General features: G+C 60.0%; 17 protein-coding genes. 7 read left to right on the top strand and 10 right to left on the bottom strand.

What is annotated here, in order from left to right:
• Positions 1–34: 34 nt before the first annotated feature.
• Both cysS and AC3Y64_RS18075 read right to left on the bottom strand, forming a co-directional pair.
• Positions 35–1,417 carry a cysteine--tRNA ligase gene (gene cysS, locus AC3Y64_RS18070; RefSeq protein ID WP_008082133.1) on the bottom strand — a complete coding sequence of 461 codons (1,383 nt, stop codon included), beginning with the start codon at positions 1,415–1,417 and terminating at the stop codon, positions 35–37.
• A 22-nt stretch (positions 1,418–1,439) separates the two neighbouring features.
• Positions 1,440–3,137, bottom strand: a complete 1,698-nt coding sequence (locus tag AC3Y64_RS18075) for a glutamine--tRNA ligase/YqeY domain fusion protein (protein ID WP_489984732.1) — start codon at positions 3,135–3,137, stop codon at positions 1,440–1,442.
• Between the two features lie 265 nt (positions 3,138–3,402).
• Here AC3Y64_RS18075 and AC3Y64_RS18080 point away from each other — a divergent pair, with 265 nt between their 5' ends.
• Complete coding sequence (locus AC3Y64_RS18080; protein WP_150652315.1) at positions 3,403–3,909, top strand: peptidylprolyl isomerase; 507 nt, start codon at positions 3,403–3,405, stop codon at positions 3,907–3,909.
• The gene (gene lpxH / locus AC3Y64_RS18085) at positions 3,906–4,658 is read left to right on the top strand and encodes a UDP-2,3-diacylglucosamine diphosphatase (protein WP_489984733.1); all 753 of its coding nucleotides are present in this window, start codon (positions 3,906–3,908) and stop codon (positions 4,656–4,658) included. Before AC3Y64_RS18080 ends, lpxH begins: the two co-directional genes overlap by 4 nt.
• Positions 4,659–4,778: 120 nt before the next feature.
• On the opposite strand, the gene AC3Y64_RS18090 is transcribed toward lpxH, so the two are convergent.
• From AC3Y64_RS18090 to AC3Y64_RS18120, 7 genes are all read right to left on the bottom strand, one after another.
• On the bottom strand, positions 4,779–6,308 hold the full coding sequence (locus AC3Y64_RS18090; protein WP_489984734.1) for a DHA2 family efflux MFS transporter permease subunit: 1,530 nt from the start codon (positions 6,306–6,308) through the stop codon (positions 4,779–4,781).
• 136 nt (positions 6,309–6,444) lie between these two features.
• Complete coding sequence (locus AC3Y64_RS18095; RefSeq protein WP_489984735.1) at positions 6,445–7,647, bottom strand: EmrA/EmrK family multidrug efflux transporter periplasmic adaptor subunit; 1,203 nt, start codon at positions 7,645–7,647, stop codon at positions 6,445–6,447.
• Positions 7,648–7,661: 14 nt separating this feature from the next.
• The gene (locus tag AC3Y64_RS18100) at positions 7,662–9,131 is read right to left on the bottom strand and encodes an efflux transporter outer membrane subunit (RefSeq protein WP_489984736.1); all 1,470 of its coding nucleotides are present in this window, start codon (positions 9,129–9,131) and stop codon (positions 7,662–7,664) included.
• Positions 9,121–9,603, bottom strand: coding sequence for a MarR family winged helix-turn-helix transcriptional regulator (locus tag AC3Y64_RS18105; RefSeq protein ID WP_489984737.1), 483 nt, complete (start codon positions 9,601–9,603; stop codon positions 9,121–9,123). Before AC3Y64_RS18105 ends, AC3Y64_RS18100 begins: the two co-directional genes overlap by 11 nt.
• A 236-nt stretch (positions 9,604–9,839) precedes the next feature.
• A complete protein-coding gene (locus AC3Y64_RS18110) occupies positions 9,840–13,514 on the bottom strand; it encodes a translocation/assembly module TamB domain-containing protein (RefSeq protein WP_489984738.1) in 3,675 nt (1,224 codons plus the stop codon).
• The gene (locus AC3Y64_RS18115) at positions 13,511–15,238 is read right to left on the bottom strand and encodes an autotransporter assembly complex protein TamA (protein ID WP_489984739.1); all 1,728 of its coding nucleotides are present in this window, start codon (positions 15,236–15,238) and stop codon (positions 13,511–13,513) included. The genes AC3Y64_RS18110 and AC3Y64_RS18115 overlap by 4 nt, the downstream gene beginning before the upstream one ends.
• Before the next feature lie 66 nt (positions 15,239–15,304).
• Positions 15,305–15,955, bottom strand: coding sequence for a GNAT family N-acetyltransferase (locus tag AC3Y64_RS18120; protein ID WP_158954137.1), 651 nt, complete (start codon positions 15,953–15,955; stop codon positions 15,305–15,307).
• Positions 15,956–16,276: 321 nt separating this feature from the next.
• Between AC3Y64_RS18120 and xthA the strand changes: the two genes are divergently transcribed.
• Complete coding sequence (gene xthA / locus AC3Y64_RS18125) at positions 16,277–17,089, top strand: exodeoxyribonuclease III (RefSeq protein WP_122607816.1); 813 nt, start codon at positions 16,277–16,279, stop codon at positions 17,087–17,089.
• 188 nt (positions 17,090–17,277) lie between these two features.
• Complete coding sequence (locus tag AC3Y64_RS18130; RefSeq protein ID WP_489984740.1) at positions 17,278–18,612, top strand: substrate-binding domain-containing protein; 1,335 nt, start codon at positions 17,278–17,280, stop codon at positions 18,610–18,612.
• Between the two features lie 144 nt (positions 18,613–18,756).
• Here the strand turns inward: AC3Y64_RS18130 and AC3Y64_RS18135 are convergent, their stop codons facing one another.
• Positions 18,757–19,986 (bottom strand): acyl-CoA dehydrogenase, encoded by a 1,230-nt coding sequence (locus AC3Y64_RS18135; protein ID WP_489984741.1) that lies wholly within the window; start codon positions 19,984–19,986, stop codon positions 18,757–18,759.
• Between the two features lie 185 nt (positions 19,987–20,171).
• Here AC3Y64_RS18135 and AC3Y64_RS18140 point away from each other — a divergent pair, with 185 nt between their 5' ends.
• From AC3Y64_RS18140 to AC3Y64_RS18150, 3 genes are all read left to right on the top strand, one after another.
• Positions 20,172–21,107, top strand: a complete 936-nt coding sequence (locus tag AC3Y64_RS18140; protein ID WP_007917233.1) for a LysR family transcriptional regulator — start codon at positions 20,172–20,174, stop codon at positions 21,105–21,107.
• A 142-nt stretch (positions 21,108–21,249) separates the two neighbouring features.
• On the top strand, positions 21,250–21,651 hold the full coding sequence (locus tag AC3Y64_RS18145; protein ID WP_007951507.1) for a MerR family transcriptional regulator: 402 nt from the start codon (positions 21,250–21,252) through the stop codon (positions 21,649–21,651).
• 150 nt (positions 21,652–21,801) lie between these two features.
• A complete protein-coding gene (locus tag AC3Y64_RS18150) occupies positions 21,802–22,701 on the top strand; it encodes a hydroxymethylglutaryl-CoA lyase (protein WP_489984742.1) in 900 nt (299 codons plus the stop codon).
• The last annotated feature ends 167 nt before the right edge of the window (positions 22,702–22,868 follow it).

The raw sequence follows: 22,868 nt of genomic DNA on the forward strand, positions 1-22,868 counted from the left end.
ACAAGGCGGGTTTTGTTTTTCAGCAATAAAGCAATCAGTCAGCCAGACGCCAGGTAGTCCCACCCTTGCCGTCTTCCAACACCACGCCCATCGCGGTGAGCTGATCACGAATCCGATCCGACTCAGCCCAATCCTTGCCCGCTCGTGCCGCCAGACGCGCCGCGATCAGCGCATCAACCTCAGCCGCATCGACACGCCCTTCGGCGCCCGCCTGCAAAAAGTCATCGGCTTCGAGCTGCAACACACCCAGCACGCTCGCCAGTTCTTTCAGACGTGCCGCCAGACCCGCCGCTGCATCGAGATCGCTCTCACGCAGACGGTTGATCTCACGCACCATCTCGAACAGCACCGCGCAGGCTTCAGGCGTACCGAAGTCGTCGTTCATCACTGTGGTGAAGCGTTCAACAAACGCTTCGCCGCCCGCAGGCGCCACAGTCGGCAGGCCTTTCAAGGCGTGGTAGAAACGCTCGAGGGCGCCTTTGGCGTCCTTGAGGTTGTCTTCCGAGTAGTTGATCGCGCTGCGGTAGTGGCTCGACACCAGCAGGTAACGCACGACTTCCGGGTGGTACTTTTCCAGCACGTCACGGATGGTGAAGAAGTTGTTCAAGGACTTGGACATCTTCTCGCCATTGATGCGAATCATGCCGCAATGCATCCACGCGTTGGCGTAGGTCTTGCCAGTGGCCGCTTCGCTCTGGGCGATTTCGTTTTCGTGGTGCGGGAACTCAAGGTCGCTGCCGCCGCCATGAATGTCGAAGGTCTCGCCGAGGCAGCAGGTGGACATCACCGAGCATTCGATGTGCCAGCCCGGACGCCCGGCGCCCCATGGCGATTCCCAGCTCGGCTCACCCGGCTTGGTGGCTTTCCACAGGACGAAGTCCAGCGGATCCTGCTTGGCTTCGTCGACTTCAATCCGCGCGCCGATGCGCAGGTCTTCGATTTTCTTGCGCGACAGTTTGCCGTAGCCCATGAACTTGGCGACGCGGTAGTACACGTCACCGTTGCCCGGGGCGTAGGCGTAACCCTTGTCGATCAGGGTCTGGATCATGCTCAGCATGCCCGGAATGTGATCGGTGGCACGCGGCTCCATGTCCGGCTTGAGGATGTTGAGGCGCGCCTCGTCCTCGTGCATCGCGGTGATCATGCGCTCGGTCAGCGCGTCGTACGGCTCGCCGTTTTCGCGAGCACGATTGATGATCTTGTCTTCGATGTCGGTGATGTTGCGCACGTAGGTCAGGTTATAACCGCTGAACCGCAACCAGCGGGTCACCAGGTCGAACGCGACCATGCTGCGGCCGTGGCCAATGTGGCAGTAGTCGTACACGGTCATCCCGCAGACGTACATGCGCACATTATTGCCATCGAGCGGTTTGAAGACTTCTTTGCTCTTGGTGAGCGTGTTGTAAATCGTCAGCACTTTATATTTCCTTGACGCTGAATCACTGGCCCCACGAATCACGCAGGGTCACGGTACGGTTGAATACCGGCTGACCTGGTTTCGAGTCTTTCAAATCGGCCACGAAGTAGCCTTCGCGCTCGAACTGGAAACGGTCTTCCGGCTGTGCATTGCCAAGCGATGGCTCGGCACGACAACCGGTGAGTACCTGAAGCGAATCAGGGTTGATGTTGTCGAGGAAACTCGCGCTGTCTTCGGCCTTCTCTGGGTTGGCCGAACGGAACAGACGATCGTACAGACGCACTTCGCACTCGACGCTGGCGGCAGCCGGCACCCAGTGGATCACGCCTTTGACCTTGCGGCCTTCAGGATTCTTGCCCAGTGTTTCCGGATCGTACGAGCAACGCAGTTCGACGATGTTGCCGTCGGCGTCCTTGATCGCTTCGTCGGCACGGATCACGTAGCTGCCGCGCAGACGCACTTCACCGGCCGGTTCTAGGCGCTTGTAGCCCTTTGGCGGCTCTTCCATGAAGTCGTCACGGTCGATGTAGATTTCCCGGGCGAATGGCAGAGCGCGCACGCCCATGTCTTCTTTCGGGTGGCGCGGCAGTTCGAGGTTCTCGACCTGGCCTTCCGGGTAGTTGGTGATCACGACTTTCAGCGGACGCAGTACGCACATGGCGCGCGGCGCGGTGTGGTCGAGGTCGTCACGGATGCTGAATTCGAGCATGCCGAAGTCAACCACACCGTCGGAACGGTTGGTGCCGATCATTTCGCAGAAGTTGCGGATCGATTTTGGCGTGTAGCCACGGCGACGGAAGCCCGACAGCGTGGACATGCGCGGATCGTCCCAGCCATTGACGTGCTTTTCATCGACCAGTTGCTTGAGCTTGCGCTTGCTGGTGATGGTGTAGTTGAGGTTCAGACGGCTGAACTCGTACTGACGCGGGTGCGCCGGCACTGGCAACGCGTCGAGGAACCAGTCGTACAGCGGACGATGGCTTTCGAATTCCAGGGTGCAGATCGAGTGGGTGATGCCTTCGATGGCGTCCGATTGACCGTGGGTGAAGTCGTAGTTCGGGTAGATGCACCACTTGTCACCGGTCTGGTGGTGATGCGCGTGGCGGATGCGATACATGATCGGGTCGCGCAGGTTCATGTTCGGCGAGGCCATGTCGATCTTCGCGCGCAGCACGCGGGCGCCGTCCGGGAACTCACCGGCACGCATGCGGGCGAACCAGTCGAGGTTCTCTTCAACGGAACGGTCGCGGAACGGGCTGTTCTTGCCCGGCTCGGTCAGGCTGCCACGGTATTCCTTGGCTTGCTCCGGGGTCAGGTCGTCGACGTAGGCCTTGCCGGCCTTGATCAGTTCGACGGCCCAATCGTGCAACTGGTCGAAATACTGCGAGGCGTAGCGCACTTCGCCGGACCATTCGAAGCCCAGCCATTTGACGTCGCTTTCGATCGCGTCGATGTATTCCTGGTCTTCCTTGGCCGGGTTGGTGTCGTCGAAACGCAGGTGCGTGACGCCGCCGAACTCCTGGGCCAGGCCGAAGTTCACGCAGATCGACTTGGCATGGCCGATGTGCAGGTAGCCATTGGGCTCAGGCGGGAAACGGGTGACGATCTGCGTGTGCTTGCCCGAGTCCAGGTCTGCCTGGATGATCGGCCGCAGGAAATTGACCGGCACGGCAGGGCCGGACTTGGCATTCGAGGTAGGGTCGACAGTGGGCTTGCTCATAGGATCCTTGACTTACAGGTGCGCGGCCGCAGAGGGGCCAGACAAAACAAAGCCGCTATCATAGCCGATGCTGTCAAGGGGCTGACAGAGTACGGCCTATAAAGGAGCGCATTTAATCGCCGGGAATTGAAAAACAGCCTCGAAATTCGCGCCTGTCACGCTAAACTGCGCACCTTGGCCGATGCAGGCTGAACCGGTTGTGGGGCTGAATGTCCCAGAGCCACGAATTCCTTATAAAACGCTTCATTGAAAAAGAGCACTGATCATGACTCAAGTCAAACTGACCACCAATCATGGCGACATCGTCATCGAACTGAACGCTGAAAAGGCGCCGATCACCGTCGCCAACTTCATCGAATACGTCAAAGCCGGTCACTACGAAAACACCGTTTTCCACCGTGTCATCGGCAACTTCATGATCCAGGGCGGCGGTTTCGAGCCAGGCATGAAGGAAAAGAAAGACAAGCGTCCAAGCATCCAGAACGAAGCTGACAACGGTCTTTCCAACGAGAAGTACACCGTTGCCATGGCCCGCACCATGGAGCCGCATTCGGCTTCCGCGCAGTTCTTCATCAACGTTGCCGACAACACCTTCCTGAACCACAGCGGCAAGAACGTTCAAGGCTGGGGCTACGCAGTATTCGGTAAAGTGACTGCCGGCACTGACGTTGTCGACAAGATCAAAGGTGTTTCGACCACTTCCAAGGCCGGCCATCAAGACGTACCAGCAGACGACGTGATCATCGAGAAAGCCGAGATCATCGAAGCGTGATATTGCTGATTTCAGACTTGCATCTGGAAGAGGAGCGCCCGGACATTACCCGGGCGTTTCTGGATTTGCTCGCCGGACGCGCCCGCTCGGCGAGTGCGTTGTACATTCTCGGCGACTTCTTCGAGGCGTGGATTGGCGACGACGCCATGACGCCCTTCCAGCGTTCCATCTGCCAGGCCCTGCGCGATTTGAGCGACAGCGGTACGGCGATTTTTCTGATGCACGGCAATCGCGACTTCATGCTCGGCAAGGCCTTCTGCAAGCAAGCCGGCTGTACGTTGTTGAAGGACCCGAGTGTCGTGCAGTTTTACGGCGAGCCGGTGCTGTTGATGCACGGCGACAGCCTCTGCACCCGCGACGTTGGCTACATGAAGCTGCGGCGCTATCTGCGCAACCCGATCACCCTGTTTATCCTGCGTAACTTACCGCTGAGCAGCCGCCATAAACTGGCGCGCAAACTGCGCAGCGAGAGCAAGGCGCAGACGCGGATGAAGGCCAATGACATTGTCGATGTCACGCCCGAGGAGATTCCGCGGATCATGCAGGAATATGGCGTGAAAACCCTGATTCACGGGCACACCCATCGCCCGGCGATCCACAAGTTGCAGATTGGTGAACAAGCGGCGAAGCGCATTGTGCTGGGGGATTGGGATCGTCAGGGTTGGGCGTTGCAAGTGGACGAGAGCGGGTATGCCTTGGCGCCGTTCGACTTCGCCCCGCCACCAGCCCTGCCCGCCCCGACCCTCTAACGATCACTGCTACCCCTGCGGGAGCGGGCTTGCCCGCGATGAGGTCATCACATTCAACATCTCTGTTGACTGAAAATCCGCCATCGCGGGCAAGCCCGCTCCCACAGGTTATGTGTTGCCTCAATGCCCGGACGCAGCCGGCCCTGCCTTGGCAGCAAACGGTGGCTTCGCCAGCCACACAATCAGAATCAACCCCATAAAGCCCCAGCCCAGCAGCGTGAAGTAATCCACGGTGGAGAGCATGTACGCCTGGCTCGTCAGGATCTGATCCATCTGCGCATAAGCCGATTGGCTCGCCCCGCCCAAATGATTCAAGGTCTCGCGCGTCGCCGGTTCGAAGGTGCTGATGCTCTCACTCATGTACGCATGATGCTGATCGGCCCGGCGGATCCAGATCCACGTGGTCAGCGACGCCGCAAAGCTACCGCCCAACGTCCGCAGGAACGTCGCCAGGCCCGCGCCATCGGCGATCTGGCTCGGCGGCAAGTCCGACATCAGGATGCTCAGGGTCGGCATGAAGAACAGCGCCACACCAATGCCCATGAACAGCTGCACCAGTGCGATGTGCTGGAAGTCCACTTCGTTGGTGAATTCGGCGCGCATGAAGCAGCTCAGGCCAATCGCCAGGAACGCGATCCCGGCCAGTAAACGCAAGTCGAACTTGTGCGCGTACTTGCCGACAAACGGCGACAGCAGCACCGGCAGAATACCGATCGGCGCCACGGCCAGACCGGCCCAGGTCGCGGTGTAGCCCATTTGCGTCTGCAACCACTGCGGCAGGATCAGGTTGATGCCGAAGAACCCCGCATAGCCCAACACCAGCACCAGCGTACCGATGCGGAAGTTGCGGTAGGCGAACAGGCGCAGATTGACCACCGGATGGCGGTCGGTCATTTCCCAGATCACGAACACCGCCAGCGCGATCACCGAAATCGCCGCGCCAATGATGATGAAGTTCGATTCGAACCAGTCGAGGTCATTGCCCTTGTCGAGGATCACCTGCAAGGCGCCGACGCCAATGATCAGCGTGATCAGACCAACGTAATCCATCGGCTGACGGCTGGTTACCACCGGACGCTTGGCCAATTGCGAACGCACGACCATCACCGCAAAGATACCGATCGGCACGTTGATGAAGAAGATCCACGGCCAACTGTAACTGTCAGTAATCCAACCGCCGAGAATCGGTCCGGCAATCGGCGCGACCACCGTGACCATCGCCAGTAACGCGAGGGCCATGCCTCGCTTGGCGGGGGGATACACCGCAATCAACAGGGTTTGCGTCATCGGGTACAACGGCCCGGCGACCAGACCTTGCAACACGCGGAAGCCGATCAGTTCCGGCATCGACGTCGAGATACCGCAGAGAAACGAGGCCAGCACGAACAGAATCGTGGCCCACAAAAACAGCTTCACCTCGCCGAAACGGCGGCTGAGCCAACCGGTCAGCGGCAGCGCAATCGCGTTGCTCACGGCGAACGAAGTGATCACCCAGGTGCCCTGCTCCGAACTCACCCCGAGGTTGCCGGAAATCGTCGGCAGCGCCACGTTGGCGATGGTGGTGTCGAGCACTTGCATGAACGTCGCCAGCGACAGGCCGATGGTGCTGAGCAACAGGCTGGGCGGCGTGAAAGAGGCGTTATTGCTCATTGTGAATCCTATGAAACCTGATTAGCGCCGGACTCTCTGTGGGAGCGAGCCTGCTCGCGAAGGCGACCTTTCAGACAAATAAATGCTGAATGACACACCGCTTTCGCGAGCAGGCTCGCTCCCACAGGGGAAAGATTCAGCGTTGCGCGGTTTTGCTCACCGCAGCGCTGTTGTCGTGGATCAGCTGCGCAATCATCGCGTCGGCTTCGGCCAGTTGGCGGTCGTAGACGTTGGTGCTGAACGAGGCCTTTTGCGGTGGCTGCTGCGCCAATACCGGGCCGCTCTGGTCGTGCAGGTTCACTTCAACATTGGTCGACAGGCCGACACGCAGCGGATGCTTGGCCAGTTCCTCGGCGTTGATGTGAATGCGCACCGGCACACGCTGAACGATCTTGATCCAGTTACCGGTGGCGTTCTGCGCCGGCAGCAGAGCAAACGCGCTACCCGTACCGGCGCCGAGGCTGTCGACGGTGCCGCTGTATTTCACGTCGCTGCCGTAGATGTCGGACTCGATATCGACCGGCTGACCGATGCGCATGTCACGCAGTTGGGTTTCCTTGAAGTTGGCGTCGATCCACAGCTGATCCAGCGGAATCACTGCCATCAGCGCAGTGCCCGGCTGCACACGCTGACCGAGTTGCACAGTGCGCTTGGCGACATAACCAGTCACCGGCGCAATCAAAGTGCTGCGCGCATTGGTCAGATAAGCCTGACGCAGGTCGGCAGCGGCGGACATTACGTCCGGGTGCGACGACACCACGGTGTCATCAACCAGCGCGCTGGTGGTTTTCAGTTGCTGCTTGGCGTTGGCCAAGGCGTTTTGCGCCGAGGTCAGGTCGTCGCGAGCGTGGGACAGTTCTTCCTGGGAAATCGCGCCGCCCTGCGCCAGGTTTTTCCGCCGGTTGTAGTTGTCCTGGGCTTTCTGTACCTCGGCCTGTTGCGCGTTGACCTGGGCTTTCATGCCGTCAACGTTGCTGTACAAGCCGCGTACCTGACGCACGGTGCGCGCCAGTTTCGCCTGCGCACTTTGCAGACCGACTGCGGCGTCGTTCGGGTCGAAGTTGATCAGCACCTGGCCTTCGTGAACCAGATCACCGTCGTCAGCACCGATGCTGACCACGGTGCCGGTCACCAGCGGCGTAATTTCCACGACGTTACCGTTGACGTAGGCGTCGTCGGTGCTTTCGTTAAAGCGTCCGATGAATTCGTGATACGCCCAGACGCCGGCGCCGGCGAGCAGGACGACAACGGCCAGCACCAACAGCATCACTTTGCGTTTGCGCGGGTTGCCGTTGTCGGGCGTGTTGTCTTGAGCTTGAGTGTTTTCGGCAGTGGCCATGACAAATACCTGAATTAGTTGTGCGGCGTGGCTGGGGTGGCGTTGGCTGCGGTCAGGGTCTGCCCCTGAAAGCCGCCGCCCAGCGCTTGCATCAGTTGAATCGACAGGTCGATCTGCTCGGCATTGAGGTTGGCCAACTGACGCTGGGCCTGAAGCAATTGCTGCTCGATGCTGAGCACGTCCAGGTAGTTGCCGATGCCGGAACCGTAACGCTGGACGACGGTGTTGTAGGAGTCCTGAGCAATCTCGGTGGCGTGTTGCTGCGCACCGATCTGCCGGCCGATGTCACGCAACTGGTTGATCGTGTCGCTGACATCGCCCAGTGCTTTCACCAGGCTTTTGTTGTACTGCGCCACCGCCAGATCGTAGTCGGCGTCGCGGGCATCGAGGTTGGCGCGCAGGCGTCCGCCGTCGAAGATCGGCACCGAAATGGTCGGGGCAATGTTGAAGAAGCGACTGGCCGAACCGAACATCGCGTCACCCAACAAGGATTCGGCACCGGCGGAAGCCGACAGGTTCAAGTTCGGATAGAACTGGGTTTTCGCCGAATCAATGTCTTTGCTTGCAGCTTCGACGCGCCAGCGCGCAGCGACCAGATCTGGGCGCCGACCGAGCAGTTCAGCGGGCAGCACCGACGGCACGGCCACGGCGCTGGCTTGCAGGACTTTCGGACGGGCGATTTCATTGCCGCGATCCGGGCCTTTGCCAAGCAGCACGGCCAAGGCAATTTTGGCGCTGTTCAGACGTTTTTCCGCGTCGATCAGGCTGGCTTCGGAACTGGCTTCCAGGCTTTGCGTTTGCTGGAACTGGTACTGGCTGTCGATCCCGGAACTCAGGCGACGCTGGCTCAAGTCGAGCATTTGCTTGGTGCGCTTGAGGTCGTCGTTAGCCAGGTCGTAAACGATGTGCGCCTGACCGAGATCGCTGTAGGCACGGGCGACGTCGGCGGCGAGGGTCAGCTGTGCCGCCTGACGGTCGACTTCAGCGGCGCGGGCCTGACCGAGTGCAGCTTCCCACGCGTCACGCTGGCCGCCCCACAGGTCGAAGTTGTAATTGAAACCGGCACTGACGTTACGCACGGTGGCGTAGGCATCGCCCTGCCCCAGCGGGTCCTGATCCTTGGCCAGGCGCGAACGGCTGATGCCGGCGCTGGCGTCGAGGGTCGGATAGCGCGCGGCATCGGCGGCATACGCGGCGGCGCTGGCCTGATGGGCGCGGGCTTCAGCGATCTGCATGTCCGGGCTGTCGTGCAACGCTTCGCGGATCAAGCCATCGAGTTGCGGATCGCCGAGGCTGGTCCACCAATCGCTTTTCGGCCAAGCGGCCGGCGACAGGGTCACGCCATTGAGGGATTGACCGGCCTTCAGGCTTTTCGCATCGAGGCTTTGGCCCGACGTATCGAGGCCGCTGTAATTGGCGCAACCGGCCAGGATCATCGCCGACAGCACCAGTGTCAGGCTGCTGCGCAAGGTTTTAGCGTTCATTGTGCTCACCTAACCGCTGGATCGTGATCGGGTCACCGGCTGCCAGCAGAATTTTCTTGAGGATGTATTCCAGGGTCTTCAACTCGTCCGAAGTGACGGCGCCGGCCAGTTCATTCATTGCATCGGCGCCGATGTGCGGCAGGCGATCGGCCAGTTGCTGGCCTTGCTCGGTCAGTTTCAGTTGCACCTGACGGCGATCGCCTTCGCTGCGTTGGCGAGCCAGAAAACCTTTCTGTTCCAGACGATCAAGCATGCGCGTCATCGAACCGCTGTCGAGCGACAGATGCCGGCACAGTTCGGCCGGGGTATCGACGCCGTACTGGGCCATGATGATCAACACCTTGAACTGCGCGGCAGTGATGCCGTGGGGTTCCATGTGGGTGTCGATAATCCGGTCCTTGAGCAGCGCAGCACGGCCAAGCAACAGGCCGAGATGGCAATGTTTGAATTCGTCCGGGGTGAAATGCTTCATGTGCTCACCTAATAACTGCCTAGGCAGTGAATGTATGTCGAGATGTTACTGCCTAGGCAGCGAATGTCAACGGAATAGTTAGGTTGCTTGGTAATTAGTTGACCAGTGGAGTGGGTTTTTGTGGCGCACAGGCGGACGCCATCGCGAGCAGGCTCACTCCTACAAGGGAACGCATTCCAAATGTAGGAGTGAGCCTGCTCGCGATTGAAGCGACTCGGTTTAGGAGGAAGCGCGCTCTAGAAATCGCGTTTGTAGAAGATATCCAGCGAACTGGCCACACCACTGGCGGCCTCGACGTACACCTTCTTGCTCAGCTTGTAGCGCAGCGCAATGGTGCTGGCTGGTTCAAACACGCCAACGCCATAACGCAAACTGAGCTTCTCGGTAATATTGCCGCTGGCCACCACACTGGTGGCATCGCCGCTGCCTGCGGTGTCGAGCTGGAAGTCCTGAATGCCGAGATCCTTGGCCAGACCGCTGGTGACCCCGGAACTGCCCATCAAACCCAGACCCAACGCCGCTTGCGCGAGCATGTTGTTGTCTTCGCCGCTGGTACTCAGCGGACGGCCCAGCACCAGATAGGACAAGGCCTGCTCCTGGCTCATCGCCGGTTCGGAGAAGATCTGCGTGGTCGGCTGCTCGGCGCTGCCGCTCAGGCGAATACCGGCGATCACGTCGTCGGTCTGGCGAATCGCTTCGATGTCCAGATACGGCTGATCGATCGGCCCGGCAAACAGCAGACGCGCACGCCGCACTTGCAGGCGCTGGCCGTAGGCACTGTAGCGGCCATCGTTGAGCCACAGCTCGCCACGGGTGTCCATGTTGTCCCCAATGTGCACATGACCTTGCACGTTGGCAGTCAGACCGAAACCGGCGAAGGCCAGTTTGTCGTCGCCGACCACCACGTCGATGTCCATTTTCATCGCCATCGGCGGTTTGCCCTCTTCGGTCTGCGCGCCGACGATGATCGTGTCGTCAGAGACTTTCACCGTCGATGGCGGCAGTTCACGCACGGTGATCTCGCCTTTAGGCACCAGCACTTTACCGGCGACTTTCAGCTCATCGCCGGCCATGGAAATTTTCAGATCCGGCGCCACTTCGAGTTTTGCGTACGGTTCCACGGTGACCGGCAATTGCGTGCCCTTCAACGCCAGATCAACCGACAGCGCCTGACCCCAAGCGACGTTGCCGTTCAGACTGCCCTGCCCGCTCTTGCCGCTTTTCCAGCCGCCGTCGAGGCGTACCGATTCGCCGGCAATCACGGCGGTGAGTTGCAGATTCTGCAGTTCCATCGGCAACTCGGCGCCGGACACTTCGCCGTCGCTGAGTTGCACGGTGCCGTTGACCAGCGGTGCCAGTAACCCCCCGGAGATCGTGCCGCTGCCGTTCAGGCGCCCGGTGAGTTTCTCGACCATCGGCACAAACGGCCGCGCCACTGACAGGTCCAGTCCGCTGAGACGGAACGAGCCGCTCAGCGGTTTGTTTTTTGGCAGCGGATTGAGCTGCGCCTGCACCATCAATTCGCCGAGTTTGCCACCGACGAAATTGAGTTCGGTGTCGACGCGCTTCGGCGTCAGTTTGCTGGTCAGCTTGAGTGTCTGGTACGGGAAGTCCAGCCACTGATCCTTGTCCTTCATGCGCAAAGTGCCACCGCTGGCGTCGACACTGACCACGCCATTGGGGCCGCTGGCCGGCAGATCCAATTGCAGATCGGCGTTGAGCTTGCCTTTCCAGGCGAAATCTTTCGGCAGCCATTGCGCCAGGCTTTCAATCGGGAACTGCTTGAGGTGGTAGCGCAGTTTCGGCTCCGGCATCAGCCGTTGATCTTCACCGCACAGGCTGGCGCTGCCGGACATCCAGCAATGCGCGCCGAAGTTGATTTTGCCGTCCGCCAGACGTTCGAGTTTGGCCGGATTTTGCAGCTTCCAGTCTTGGCCACCGGCCTGAATATCGCCGCTGGCCAAGCGCCCGCGCCAGTTGCCCTTGTCCAGATTGCCGTCCAGACCCAGGGCGAGTTTCAACTGCGGGCCGATCAGGTCCAGGTTGAGTTTCTGGCTTTTGATATCACCCTGAGCGCTGGCGGTCAGCATGCCCAGCGAGGTGTCGCCGGCCTGAATGCCGCTGCCCTTCAGATCGATTTTCGCCCGTTGCGCACTGTCGAGCGTGGCGTCGAGATTGAGGCTCTGCAGGCGATTGTCCTGGAACGCCAGTTGCGAACCTTGCAGATCGAGCTTGCCCTGAGGCGCTTTCAACGTGCCGGCGACGTTGACCTGACCGTTGACCTGCCCGCGCAGTTGCGGCCAGAGCTGAGCCAGTCGCGACAACTTGATGTCGATCTGCCCGGTGAGTTTCTGTTGCAGACTGCCCTTGCCGCTGATGCTGTTGTCGCCGAGGCGGATTTGCAGGGCATTCAGGTTCCATTGCTCGCCAGCGCCGTCAGCCTTGGCTTGCAGGATCGCCGGTTGACCGCGCAGTTTGCCTTTGAGGTCGAGATCGGCGGTCAGGCTCAGGCGGTCGTTTTTCATTTCGCCTTGGCTTTTCAGCGGTCCGGCCAACGTGCCCGGCAATTCGGCGACCCAGTACGCCGGGTTCAGCGCCGACAGATCCAGGGCGGTGTCCCAGGCGATGCCGTCGGCGAACTGTACGTTGACGTGACCTTCAGCCTTGCCCTGCCCGGCTTGCATTTTCAGTTGCGGCAACGCGATCTGTTTAAGGCTGCCGCTGAACGGACTGCTCAGGGTAAACGCCCCGGCCGGACCATCCAGTGCGGCGTCGAAGTTACCGAGGTATTGACCGTCGGTGTAGGAGACTTCGCCAGTGAAGGTGCGCAAGGCGACCTGTGGTTCGTCGATTTCGTTATAGAGACGATGCCACGGAAAGTCCTGCCAATTGATGTTGGCTTGCGCCGTGAGGCCTTTGCTCCAGTCGACACTGCCAGTGAGTTTCAGGCTTTGTTTGTCGTTGGCGGTCAGATCGAGGCCAGCGATCTGCGCGCCGCTGGCGTCGACTTTGCCTTTGAGCAAAAGCGCCACCGGGCCTTTGTCGGCGGGCAGCGTGGCATTGCCGTTGAGCTGATAACCGTTTTTCAGATCGCCTTCACCGGTCAGCACCAGTTGATTGAGTTGCAGGGTGTCCGGCAGATCGGCGCTCGGCTTGAATGCCTCGGCAGTGATGCGCACCTTGGCCGGGAGGTTTTCCGCCAGCGGTTGCAGTTCGCCGCTCAACTGGCCGTCGAGGTAACCCCGGCTGTCGGCGTGCAGGTTGAGGGTTTTCAACAGATCACCGTCGACCTTCAACGCCAGCGTCCACGGATCGGTGCCCGGCGATGGCAACGTCAGATTACCGGCCATATTCAGCGGCCAGTTGCCGGTCGGCGCGAGGGTGCCGGACAGGTTCAGGCTGAGGTCGTCGCGCTGCAATTTCACGCTGTCGATCTGCATGCCCTGGGCGGTCCAGTGCGCCGCCAGTTGCAAGCCCTTGAGTTGCTCGCTGCCGTTTAACAACAGGCTGCCGACCTGCACGTCGCCCAATTCGATCGCCACCGGCAATTGCAGATCCGGCAGTTTGATCGGGCCACTCTCGGTGGTTTCTTCACTCGGCGGGAATTGCAGAATGACTTGATCAGCCTTGAGCTGTTCGATGCACAGGGTCATGCGCGTCAGGCACAGCGGCGACCAGGCGAAGATCGCCTTGTTCAGCTCGACGCGACTGCTGTCCTGCTGCCACAGCAGATGATCGGCGCTCCATTGCCCGCCGAGGCGCCCCTGGAGATTCTCCACTGTCAGCCCCGGCACGAGGCCCAGCACCCAACGGCTGCCAGCCGCCGTGCCGAGTACGACGCTGATGCTCAACACAATCAACAACACCAGCGCCAGCAGCGTCAGTGCCGTTATTTTCAAACCACGCTTCACAGCTCAGGCCCCATGGAAAAGTGCAGCCGGATGCCGCCATCGTCGTCGAGCGCGTGGGCCAGGTCGAGCCGGATCGGCCCGACCGGCGAGACCCAGCGCACACCAATACCGACCCCGGTCTTGAGGTTCGGCAGTTCGAGCTTGTTGAAGGAGTTACCCTGATCGACGAAAGTCGCCACGCGCCATTTCTCGGCAATCGAGTATTGATACTCGACGCTGCCGGCGACCATGTAGCGGCCTCCGATGCGGTCGCCGTCGGAGTTTTTCGGCGACAGGCTCTGGTAGTCGTAGCCACGCACGCTCTGATCGCCACCGGCGAAGAAGCGCAGCGACGGCGGCACCGAGTTGTAGCCGTTGGTGGCGCTGCCGCCGACCTGCACGCGACCGAGGAAGCGGTGCTTGTCGAACACCGTGGTCAGGCCTTTGACCAGCGCGGTGCCATATAAAAGGTTGTTGTCCGAACCGAGGCCTTCCTTCGCGACTTTGCTTTCGAAACTCAAGCGATAGCCGTTGTGCGGGTCGATGCGGTTGTCGCTTTTCAGGTACGAATAACTGATGCCGGGCATCAGCAAAGTACTCAGGCCCGAGTCGTCGCCGAGTTCGTATTCCTCGCGCTGCCATTTCAGCGAGATCACCCGCTGCCAGCCGCTCGGCAACTTGCTGTGCCATTCCGGGCCGAAGGTCAGCAGTTTGCTGAGCGTGTCGGAGCCGTCGATGTCTTCGAATTGATAACCGCCGGCCCAGCGCAGCTTGTCGGTCAGTGGCGGGTCGAGCGGGATGTCGTAGAACAGCCCGACGTTTTGCCGTGGCGCCGACAGTTCGGCTTCCCAGCCATAACTGTCGCCCTGCGGGTTGACCCAGTGGCGCGTCCAGTTGGCCTTGATCCGTGGGCCGACGTCGGTCGAGTAACCGAGGCCCAGGCCCATGGTCCGTGGCTTGCGCGTGTCGAGTTTGACGTCCACCGGGATTACGTCGTTTTTCGCGGCAGTCGGCGCCGCGTCGACACGCACGCCTTCGAAATAGCCGCTTGATTGCAGATCGCGATTGAGTTCGGCGATCAGCTCGGAGTCGTACGGCTCGCCTTCCTTGAACGGCACCATGCGTTGCAGCAGGTCTTCGTCGAACGGTGTGTCGCCTTCGAAGCTGACTTTGCCCAGCGCATAACGCGGGCCGCTGTCGTAGATCAATTCAATGTCGGCCACCCCGGCGCGGGGGTCGACCAAGAGTTTCTGGCTGGTGAAATGGCCACTGAAGAAGCCGAAGCGCGAAGCCTGATTCTGAATCAGTCGTTTGGCGTCTTCGTAACGGCCATGGTTGAGCACCGCGCCGGACTTGAGCACGTCGCTTTTCGGGACTCGAAAGGATTTGAGGGAAGCCGCCGGGCCGTCAACGCGAATGGTCACGTTGCGCAGGCGAATCGGCTCGCCGGGATCGATTTTCAACACCAGGCGCGGCTTGTCGCCGCCCTTGACGTCACTTTCGATCTGCGGCTGGTAATAACCCAAGGCCTGGGCAGCTTTGCGCGCCTGCTCTTCGGCGCCACGACTGAAGCGCAGCAAAGCTTCTTCGTCGCGATCGCCGAGGCTGCCGATATAGCCTTCTATATTGGCTTTAAGTTCATCGTTGGACGGTTTGATCCGTACGTCCAATTCACTTTGCGCCAGCGCCGCGCAGCTGGTTAACAGCAGGAGCACGCCACTGGTAAATCTTCCTGGAAACTTCATAGGCGCGGATGCTATCACGGGCTTGGGAGCGTGATAGAACAGGAAATTTCCCAAGAAGTTCGATTGTTATGCTGTTGCAGTTTGTAACACCTGCGGGTTGGCGTGGAAAAATACGTGTTCACGCACCGGCCCGACGGCAACCTCGCCGATCTCCTCGTAACCCTGCCTTTTATAGAATTCCAGATAACGCGGATTACCGGTGTCGAGTACCACGCCTTGCGAGGTTTCATCGACTGCGCACCAGTTGTGCACGGCTGTCAGCAGTTGCTCGCCGAAATGCTTGCCCTGGAACTGCGGATGAATCCCCAACAGCGGCAACATGTGCACCGAATCGCTGGGCACGCAGGCGGCGACCGCATCGTGGTATTCCAGATAGCGACGGGTGCAGCGGAAACCGGTGCTGAGCACCATGCGCAAACGCCACGCCCAACTTTCGGTGACGCCCAAACGCCGTTGCGGCGGCGCGATCAGGGCAATGCCGATCAAACGATCGTTGACCAGCAGGCCGATGGCCGGCAGATCCTGCAAAAAGTGTTGTTTGACCAGTTCCCGCACCGTCGCCCGCACGCGCTGCTCATAGCCGGGGCGCTCGGCTTCGAACAGGTAGCCAAAAGTCGGCTCATGGCGATAGGCCTGATACAGCAGCGAGCGGGCTTCGCGCGAGTAGCCGCGGTCGAGCATATGAATGTCGGCGATGGCGGTCTGGGTTTCAGGCATGACGGTGATTCTCCCCGGGGCGCGTTCAAATGGCGGCGCTCTTGTTGGTACGAACCTTTTGCGGGTGGCGTGGTTCCCCACAGGTATAGACCAACTCGGGATCTTCATCGACCAGGCGCGCCCTATCGCTGGCAAGCCAGCTCCCACAGTGTCCGTGTCGTGCACAACATTCGTGTACACCACTGAAACCTGTGGGAGCTGGCTTGCCAGCGATAGGGCCCGTCGGGGCTACACAAATCCCACAGACCAAAATGATTTCTCCCACACTGGCCCATCTCCCCCATGTCAGCTAGCATCGCCCTTTTGCCAGGACTGCCAACCATGAAGATCGTTTCCTTCAACATCAACGGACTGCGCGCCCGTCCGCATCAGCTGGCAGCGCTGATCGAAAAACACCAGCCCGACGTGATCGGCCTGCAGGAAACCAAAGTCCACGACGACCAGTTCCCGCTCGAAGAGGTCCGCGCCCTCGGCTATCACGTTTACTTCCATGGCCAGAAAGGTCATTACGGCGTGGCCATGCTCTCGCGTCAGGAACCCATCGCCATTCACAAAGGTTTCGCCACCGATGAAGAAGACGCCCAGCGGCGCTTTATCTGGGGCACCTTCGCCGACGCCAATGGCGTGCCGGTGACGATCATGAACGGCTACTTCCCTCAGGGCGAAAGCCGCGACCACCCGACCAAATTCCCGGCCAAGCAGCGTTTCTACAGCGATCTGCAAGCGTTGCTGGAAAGCCAGTTCCACAACGAACAGCCGCTGGTGGTGATGGGCGATGTGAACATTTCCCCGGAAGACTGCGACATCGGCATCGGCCCGGACAACATGAAGCGCTGGTTGAAAACCGGTAAATGCAGCTTTCTGCCGGAAGAGCGCGAGTGGATGGCACGCCTGAAGAACTGGGGCCTGACGGACAGCTATCGTCACCTGAACCCGGACGTGACCGATATGTTCAGCTGGTTCGACTACCGCAGCCGTGGCTTTGAAGATGAGCCAAAGCGTGGCCTGCGCATTGATGTGATTCTGGCGTCACATGGTTTGTTGCCACGGGTGAAGGCCGCCGGTGTGGACTATGAATTGCGCGGGATGGAGAAACCGTCCGACCATGCGCCGATCTGGCTTGAACTGGCCTGATCTCAAGCCTTAAACAATCCCTGTAGGAGTGAGCCTGCTCGCGATGGCGGTGAATCAGTCGACATAAATGTTGACCGGTACACCGCCATCGCGAGCAGGCTCACTCCTACATTGAATCGCTGTCATCTTTTGGTCATGCGTCTGACTTAATCTCCCCGGCAATCCCCTTGGCTTGATTCGGTGCCGGCATGACCCTGCGTGTTCTGTGCGTATTTCTCTTGAGTGCGTGGCTGACGGCGTCTGCCGCCGGTTTGCCGGTGCCGGACGACGGCCCGGCGTTGCGCATTCAGGGTTCCAACACCATCGGCGCCGAACTCGGCCCGGCGCTGGTGGAAGGTTTACTGCAGGAACAAGGCCTGCTGAAAATCCACCGCGAAACCCCGGACACCGCCAACGAACAGCGCATTGTCGGCCAGACCGCGCAAGGCAAACGCGTGGTCATCGAAGTCGCCGCCCACGGTTCCAGCACCGGTTTTACCGCGCTGAAAAACGCCAGCGCTGATCTTGCTGCCTCTTCCCGCGAAATAAAGGACAGCGAGTTGCTCAGCCTGCAAGCGCTGGGCGATTTGAAGAGTCCCGCCGCCGAACAGGTGATTGCCATCGATGGTCTGGCGATCATCCTGCATCCCGACAATCCGCTGCAGCAACTGGACACCGAGCAACTGGCGCGGATCTTCGCCGGCGAAGTCAAAACCTGGGAAGACCTCGGCGGGCGCGGCGGTGCGATTCATTTATATGCGCGGGATGATCAGTCCGGCACTTACGACACGTTTAAGGAACTGGTCCTCGTTCATCGTGGGAAAACTCTGAGCAGTGCTGCGAAAAGGTTTGAGTCCAGCGAGCAATTGTCCGACGCCGTCAGCAGCGATCCGCAGGGTATTGGCTTCATCGGCTTGCCGTATGTGCGTCAGGCCAAAGCCGTGGCCATTGCCGATGGGGCTTCGCTGTCCATGCTGCCGCTCACCAGCCTGATCGCCACTGAAGATTATCCATTGTCGCGGCGGCTGTTCTTTTATCTGCCGCCCGACAGCACAAACCCGTGGGCCAAGGCACTCGTGACATTTGCGCAGAGCCGTCAGGGCCAGGCGATTGTCGCGGCCAACGGGTTTGTCAGCCAGAGCGTGCACGCCATGACCGTCGCGCCGAATGCGCTGATGCCCGAGGGATATCAATCCCTCAGCCGTCACGCCCAACGTCTGACAGTGAACTTCCGTTTCGAGGAAGGCAGCGCCAATCTGGACAACAAGGCGCGTCAGGATCTGGCGCGGGTGCTCGACTATATAAAGAGGCATGACAAGCGCGAGCGCGCGGTGACACTGGTGGGTTTTGGTGACGCCAAAGACGACCCGGCACGTGCGGATCTGCTGTCGAAGCTGCGGGCGATGGCGGTGCGACGGGAGTTGGTGAAGAACGGTGTGGTGTTGCGCGAGGTTCGCGGGTTTGGCGCGTTGATGCCAGTGGCGGCGAACAATGCGGATGAGGGGCGGATCAAGAATCGCCGGGTTGAGGTTTGGGTGTATTGAGCCTGATGTTGATGTGTTGAGCCTGCTTACGTCATCGCTGGCAAGCCAGCTCCCACAGTGTCCGAGTCGTACACAAAATTCATGTGCACCCAAAAAACCTGTGGGAGCTGGCTTGCCAGCGATGAACGATAACTCGGTCTAGGATCAGCGCTCGCTACGCAGCATTTCCTTCGGCACATATTTGCCGATCTCGAACTTGCCGATCGCCGCGCGGTGCACTTCGTCCGGACCATCGGCCAGGCGCAATGTGCGTTGCATCGCATACATATAAGCCAGCGGGAAATCGTTCGACACCCCTGCCCCGCCATGCATCTGGATCGCCCGGTCGATCACGCGCAGCGCGACGTTGGGCGCAACTACCTTGATCTGTGCGATTTCGCTTTTCGCCACTTTGTTGCCGACGGTGTCCATCATGTACGCCGCTTTCAGCGTCAGCAGACGGGCCATGTCGATCTCCATCCGCGAGTCGGCGATCTTGTCGACGTTACCGCCCAGACGCGCCAGCGGTTTGCCGAATGCAGTGCGGCTCACCGAACGTTTGCACATCAATTCCAGCGCACGTTCAGCCATGCCAACCGAACGCATGCAGTGGTGAATCCGGCCTGGGCCAAGACGACCTTGCGCAATTTCAAAGCCTCGTCCTTCACCCAACAGTACGTTTTCGTACGGCACACGCACGTTGTCGAACAGCACTTCGGCGTGGCCGTGTGGCGCGTCGTCGTAACCGAACACCGGCAGCGGACGAACGATTTTCACGCCAGGGGTATCGACCGGTACGAGGATCATTGAGTGCTGGGCGTGGCGCGGTGCGTCAGGATTGCTCAGGCCCATGAAGATCAGAATCTTGCAGCGCGGATCGCAAGCGCCGGAGGTCCACCATTTTTTGCCGTTGATCACCCACTCGTCGCCATCACGCTCGGCGCGGGCAGCCATGTTGGTGGCGTCTGAGGAAGCTACATCCGGTTCGGTCATGGCGAATGCTGAGCGGATTTCGCCGCGCAACAGCGGTTCGAGCCAGCGCTGTTTTTGTTCTTCGTTGGCGTAGCGCACCAGCACTTCCATGTTGCCGGTGTCCGGCGCCGAGCAGTTGAACGGCTCAGGCCCGAGCAAGGAACGGCCCATGATTTCCGCCAATGGCGCGTATTCAAGGTTGGTCAGGCCGGCACCGAGCTCCGACTCAGGCAAGAACAGATTCCACAAACCTTCGGCTTTGGCCTTGGCTTTAAGCTCCTCCATGATCGCCGTCGGCTGCCAGCGATCGCCTTCGGCAACCTGACGCTCGAACACGGCTTCGGCCGGGTAAACGTAAGTGTCCATGAACGCGGTCACGCGCTCACGCAGTTCTTGCACCTTGGGCGAATAAGCGAAATCCACGAGCAGCTCCCGATGGTTAAGGCAGTTCTTTGGCAGAGGTTGTTTCAGTCATGCAATCGATGCTAGAACAGCGTTGATAATTTACCTAGCCTATTCTCGGCGTGTATAAACATTCATCACCGATATATGATCGGCTGATTGCCAGCCCCTAAAACACCGCCCTAAATAACAAGAGAAGCCGCGTTATGAATCTGAGTAAGGTCGACCTCAACCTTTTCATCGTCTTCGACGCGATCTACACCGAAGCCAACCTGACCCGCGCCGGGCAGATTGTCGGCATCACTCAGCCAGCGGTGTCCAACGCCCTCGCGCGGTTGCGCGAAACCTTCAACGATCCGTTGTTCGTGCGTACCGCTCAGGGCATGGTGCCGACGCCGATGGCACAAAACATCATCGGCCCGGTGCGTAACGCGCTGTCGCTGCTGCGCGTGTCGGTTCAGGAAAGCCGCATATTCAACCCGGCGCAAGCGGTGAAGACTTACCGCATCAGCATGACCGACCTCACCGAAGCGGTGATTCTGCCGCCGCTGTTCCAGCGTCTGCGCCGCTTGGCGCCGACGGTGATCATCGAAAGCTTTCTGTCAAAACGCCGCGAGACCACCAAGGAACTGGCCGCCGGGCGTCTGGATTTTGCTGTGGATGCGCCGCTCAACACCGACCCGCAGGTGCGTCACGTCAAGCTGATGGAAGACCGTTACGTCTGCGCGATGCGCAAGGGCCATCCGATGGCGGGCAAGGAAAAACTCTCGCTCGATGATTATCTGTCGCTGACCCACATCCACATTTCCAGCCGCCGCAGTGGTCTGGGCTACGTCGATTTGGCCCTGGGCAAAATGGGCATTCAGCGCAAGATCGCCCTGCGATCGCAGCACTATCTGATGGCATCGCAGGTGATGCAGCAGACCGATATGGTCATGACCGTGCCGGAGCGCTTTGCCCGTCGGCATGAGTTGCAGGCGTTTAATTTGCCGGTGAATGATGTGCCACCGGTGGAGACGCACCTGTACTGGCACGAAAGCACCGACCAGGACCCGGCGAATCGCTGGATGCGTGAGCAGATGATCGAGTTGTGCCAGCAGGTAACGGCGCAGGAGAAGAAGCTCGATAAGCAGGTGGTTTGAGGAAAGATCAATAGATCGCAGCCTGCGGCAGCTCCTACATAGATTGGTGTAGGAGCTGCCGCAGGCTGCGATCTTTTTCTTGCTTGACGTAAACGTCAACTCGCCATTAGCTTAGCGCCAAGACCTTTCTTCGAGCGCTTCCATGAGCAGCCAGACCTACAGCATTTCCGACCTCGCCCGCGAGCTGGACATCACCACCCGGGCGATCCGCTTTTATGAAGAGCAAGGCTTGCTCAGCCCTGAGCGCCGTGGCCAGGAACGTATCTATTCGCCGCGCGACAAGGTCAGCCTGAAGCTGATCCTGCGCGGCAAACGCATCGGTTTCTCCCTGGCCGAATGTCGCGAACTGATCGAACTCTACGACCCGTCCAGCGGTAACACCAAACAGCTCAACAGCATGCTGGCGAAAATCAGCGAACGCCGCGAGCAACTTGAGCAGCAGTTGCTTGATATCGAACAGATGAAGCTGGAGCTCGATACCGCCGAAGAGCGCTGCGTGCAGGCGCTGGAGCAGACGCTCAAGAGCCAGCAAGTAGCGCAGTAATTCGACACGACTCCTCCCCTGTGGGAGCGGGCTTGTCCGCGATGAGGCCGGAACATCCAGCATTGATGTTGACTGACCCGACGCCAGCGCGGGCAAGCCCGCTCCCACAAGGGCCCTTCATATCACTCAGAAAATTGAACAGGTCAGCCCATGTCCCTCCCCTCCCAAGTACGCCTGATCGAAGTCGGCCCGCGCGATGGCCTGCAGAACGAAGCCCAGCCGATCAGCGTTGCCGACAAAGTGCAACTGGTCGACGCCCTCAGCGCCGCTGGCCTTGGCTATATCGAAGTCGGCAGTTTCGTCTCGCCCAAATGGGTGCCGCAGATGGCCGGTTCCGCCGAGGTGTTCGCGCAGATCCAGCGCAAGCCCGGCGTGACCTACGGCGCACTGGCACCGAACCTGCGCGGGTTCGAAGACGCCATCGCCGCCGGGGTCAAAGAAGTCGCGGTGTTCGCCGCGGCGTCCGAAGCGTTCTCGCAGCGCAACATCAACTGTTCGATCAGCGAAAGCCTGGCGCGGTTTGCACCGATCATGGAAGCGGCGCAACAGCACGGCGTTACCGTTCGCGGTTACGTGTCCTGCGTGCTCGGTTGCCCGTACGAAGGCACGGTAGCGCCGGAGCAAGTGGCGATGGTTGCGCGTGAGCTGTACGCGATGGGCTGCTATGAAGTATCGCTGGGCGACACCATCGGCACCGGCACTGCTGGCGCGACTCGCCGCTTGTTTGAAGTAGTGTCGGCGCGGGTCCCGCGCGAAAAACTCGCCGGGCATTTCCACGACACATACGGCCAGGCCATGGCCAATATCTACGCCAGCCTGCTCGAAGGCATTTCGGTGTTCGACAGCTCTATCGCGGGCCTCGGCGGCTGCCCATACGCCAAAGGTGCGAGCGGTAACGTTGCGACCGAAGACGTGGTGTACCTGCTCAACGGCCTCGGTATCGAGACTGGAATCGACCTGGACGCCTTGATTGCCGCGGGTCAACAGATCAGCGCGGTGCTGGGTCGTCCGAGCGGTTCACGCGTGGCCAAGGCGCGCAGCGCGCAGTGAGGGGCAAAGGTGTTACCGCTGAGTCTGGAATGTGGGGCTGAAGCGAGTAACACGGAAACAAATTGTCTGGTTTCGCCTGGCAGAAAAACCCTACAAAATCATAAGTAATTGATTTATAAGCTTTTTCTAAAGTTGGCACGCGTAATGCTATATCTATGGCATAACAA

This window comes from Pseudomonas sp. 4CAES_32.4 (genome assembly GCF_058136335.1).

Bases quoted from the DNA above. Each gene is read 5' to 3' on its own strand.
- AC3Y64_RS18075 (WP_489984732.1), bottom strand. From the start codon at position 3,137: ATGAGCAAGCCCACTGTCGACCCTACCTCGAATGCCAAGTCCGGCCCT.
- AC3Y64_RS18080 (WP_150652315.1), top strand. From the start codon at position 3,403: ATGACTCAAGTCAAACTGACCACCAATCATGGCGACATCGTCATCGAA.
- AC3Y64_RS18090 (WP_489984734.1), bottom strand. From the start codon at position 6,308: ATGAGCAATAACGCCTCTTTCACGCCGCCCAGCCTGTTGCTCAGCACC.
- AC3Y64_RS18095 (WP_489984735.1), bottom strand. From the start codon at position 7,647: ATGGCCACTGCCGAAAACACTCAAGCTCAAGACAACACGCCCGACAAC.
- AC3Y64_RS18100 (WP_489984736.1), bottom strand. From the start codon at position 9,131: ATGAACGCTAAAACCTTGCGCAGCAGCCTGACACTGGTGCTGTCGGCG.
- AC3Y64_RS18105 (WP_489984737.1), bottom strand. From the start codon at position 9,603: ATGAAGCATTTCACCCCGGACGAATTCAAACATTGCCATCTCGGCCTG.
- AC3Y64_RS18115 (WP_489984739.1), bottom strand. From the start codon at position 15,238: ATGAAGTTTCCAGGAAGATTTACCAGTGGCGTGCTCCTGCTGTTAACC.
- AC3Y64_RS18120 (WP_158954137.1), bottom strand. From the start codon at position 15,955: ATGCCTGAAACCCAGACCGCCATCGCCGACATTCATATGCTCGACCGC.
- xthA (WP_122607816.1), top strand. From the start codon at position 16,277: ATGAAGATCGTTTCCTTCAACATCAACGGACTGCGCGCCCGTCCGCAT.
- AC3Y64_RS18130 (WP_489984740.1), top strand. From the start codon at position 17,278: ATGACCCTGCGTGTTCTGTGCGTATTTCTCTTGAGTGCGTGGCTGACG.
- AC3Y64_RS18140 (WP_007917233.1), top strand. From the start codon at position 20,172: ATGAATCTGAGTAAGGTCGACCTCAACCTTTTCATCGTCTTCGACGCG.
- AC3Y64_RS18145 (WP_007951507.1), top strand. From the start codon at position 21,250: ATGAGCAGCCAGACCTACAGCATTTCCGACCTCGCCCGCGAGCTGGAC.
- AC3Y64_RS18150 (WP_489984742.1), top strand. From the start codon at position 21,802: ATGTCCCTCCCCTCCCAAGTACGCCTGATCGAAGTCGGCCCGCGCGAT.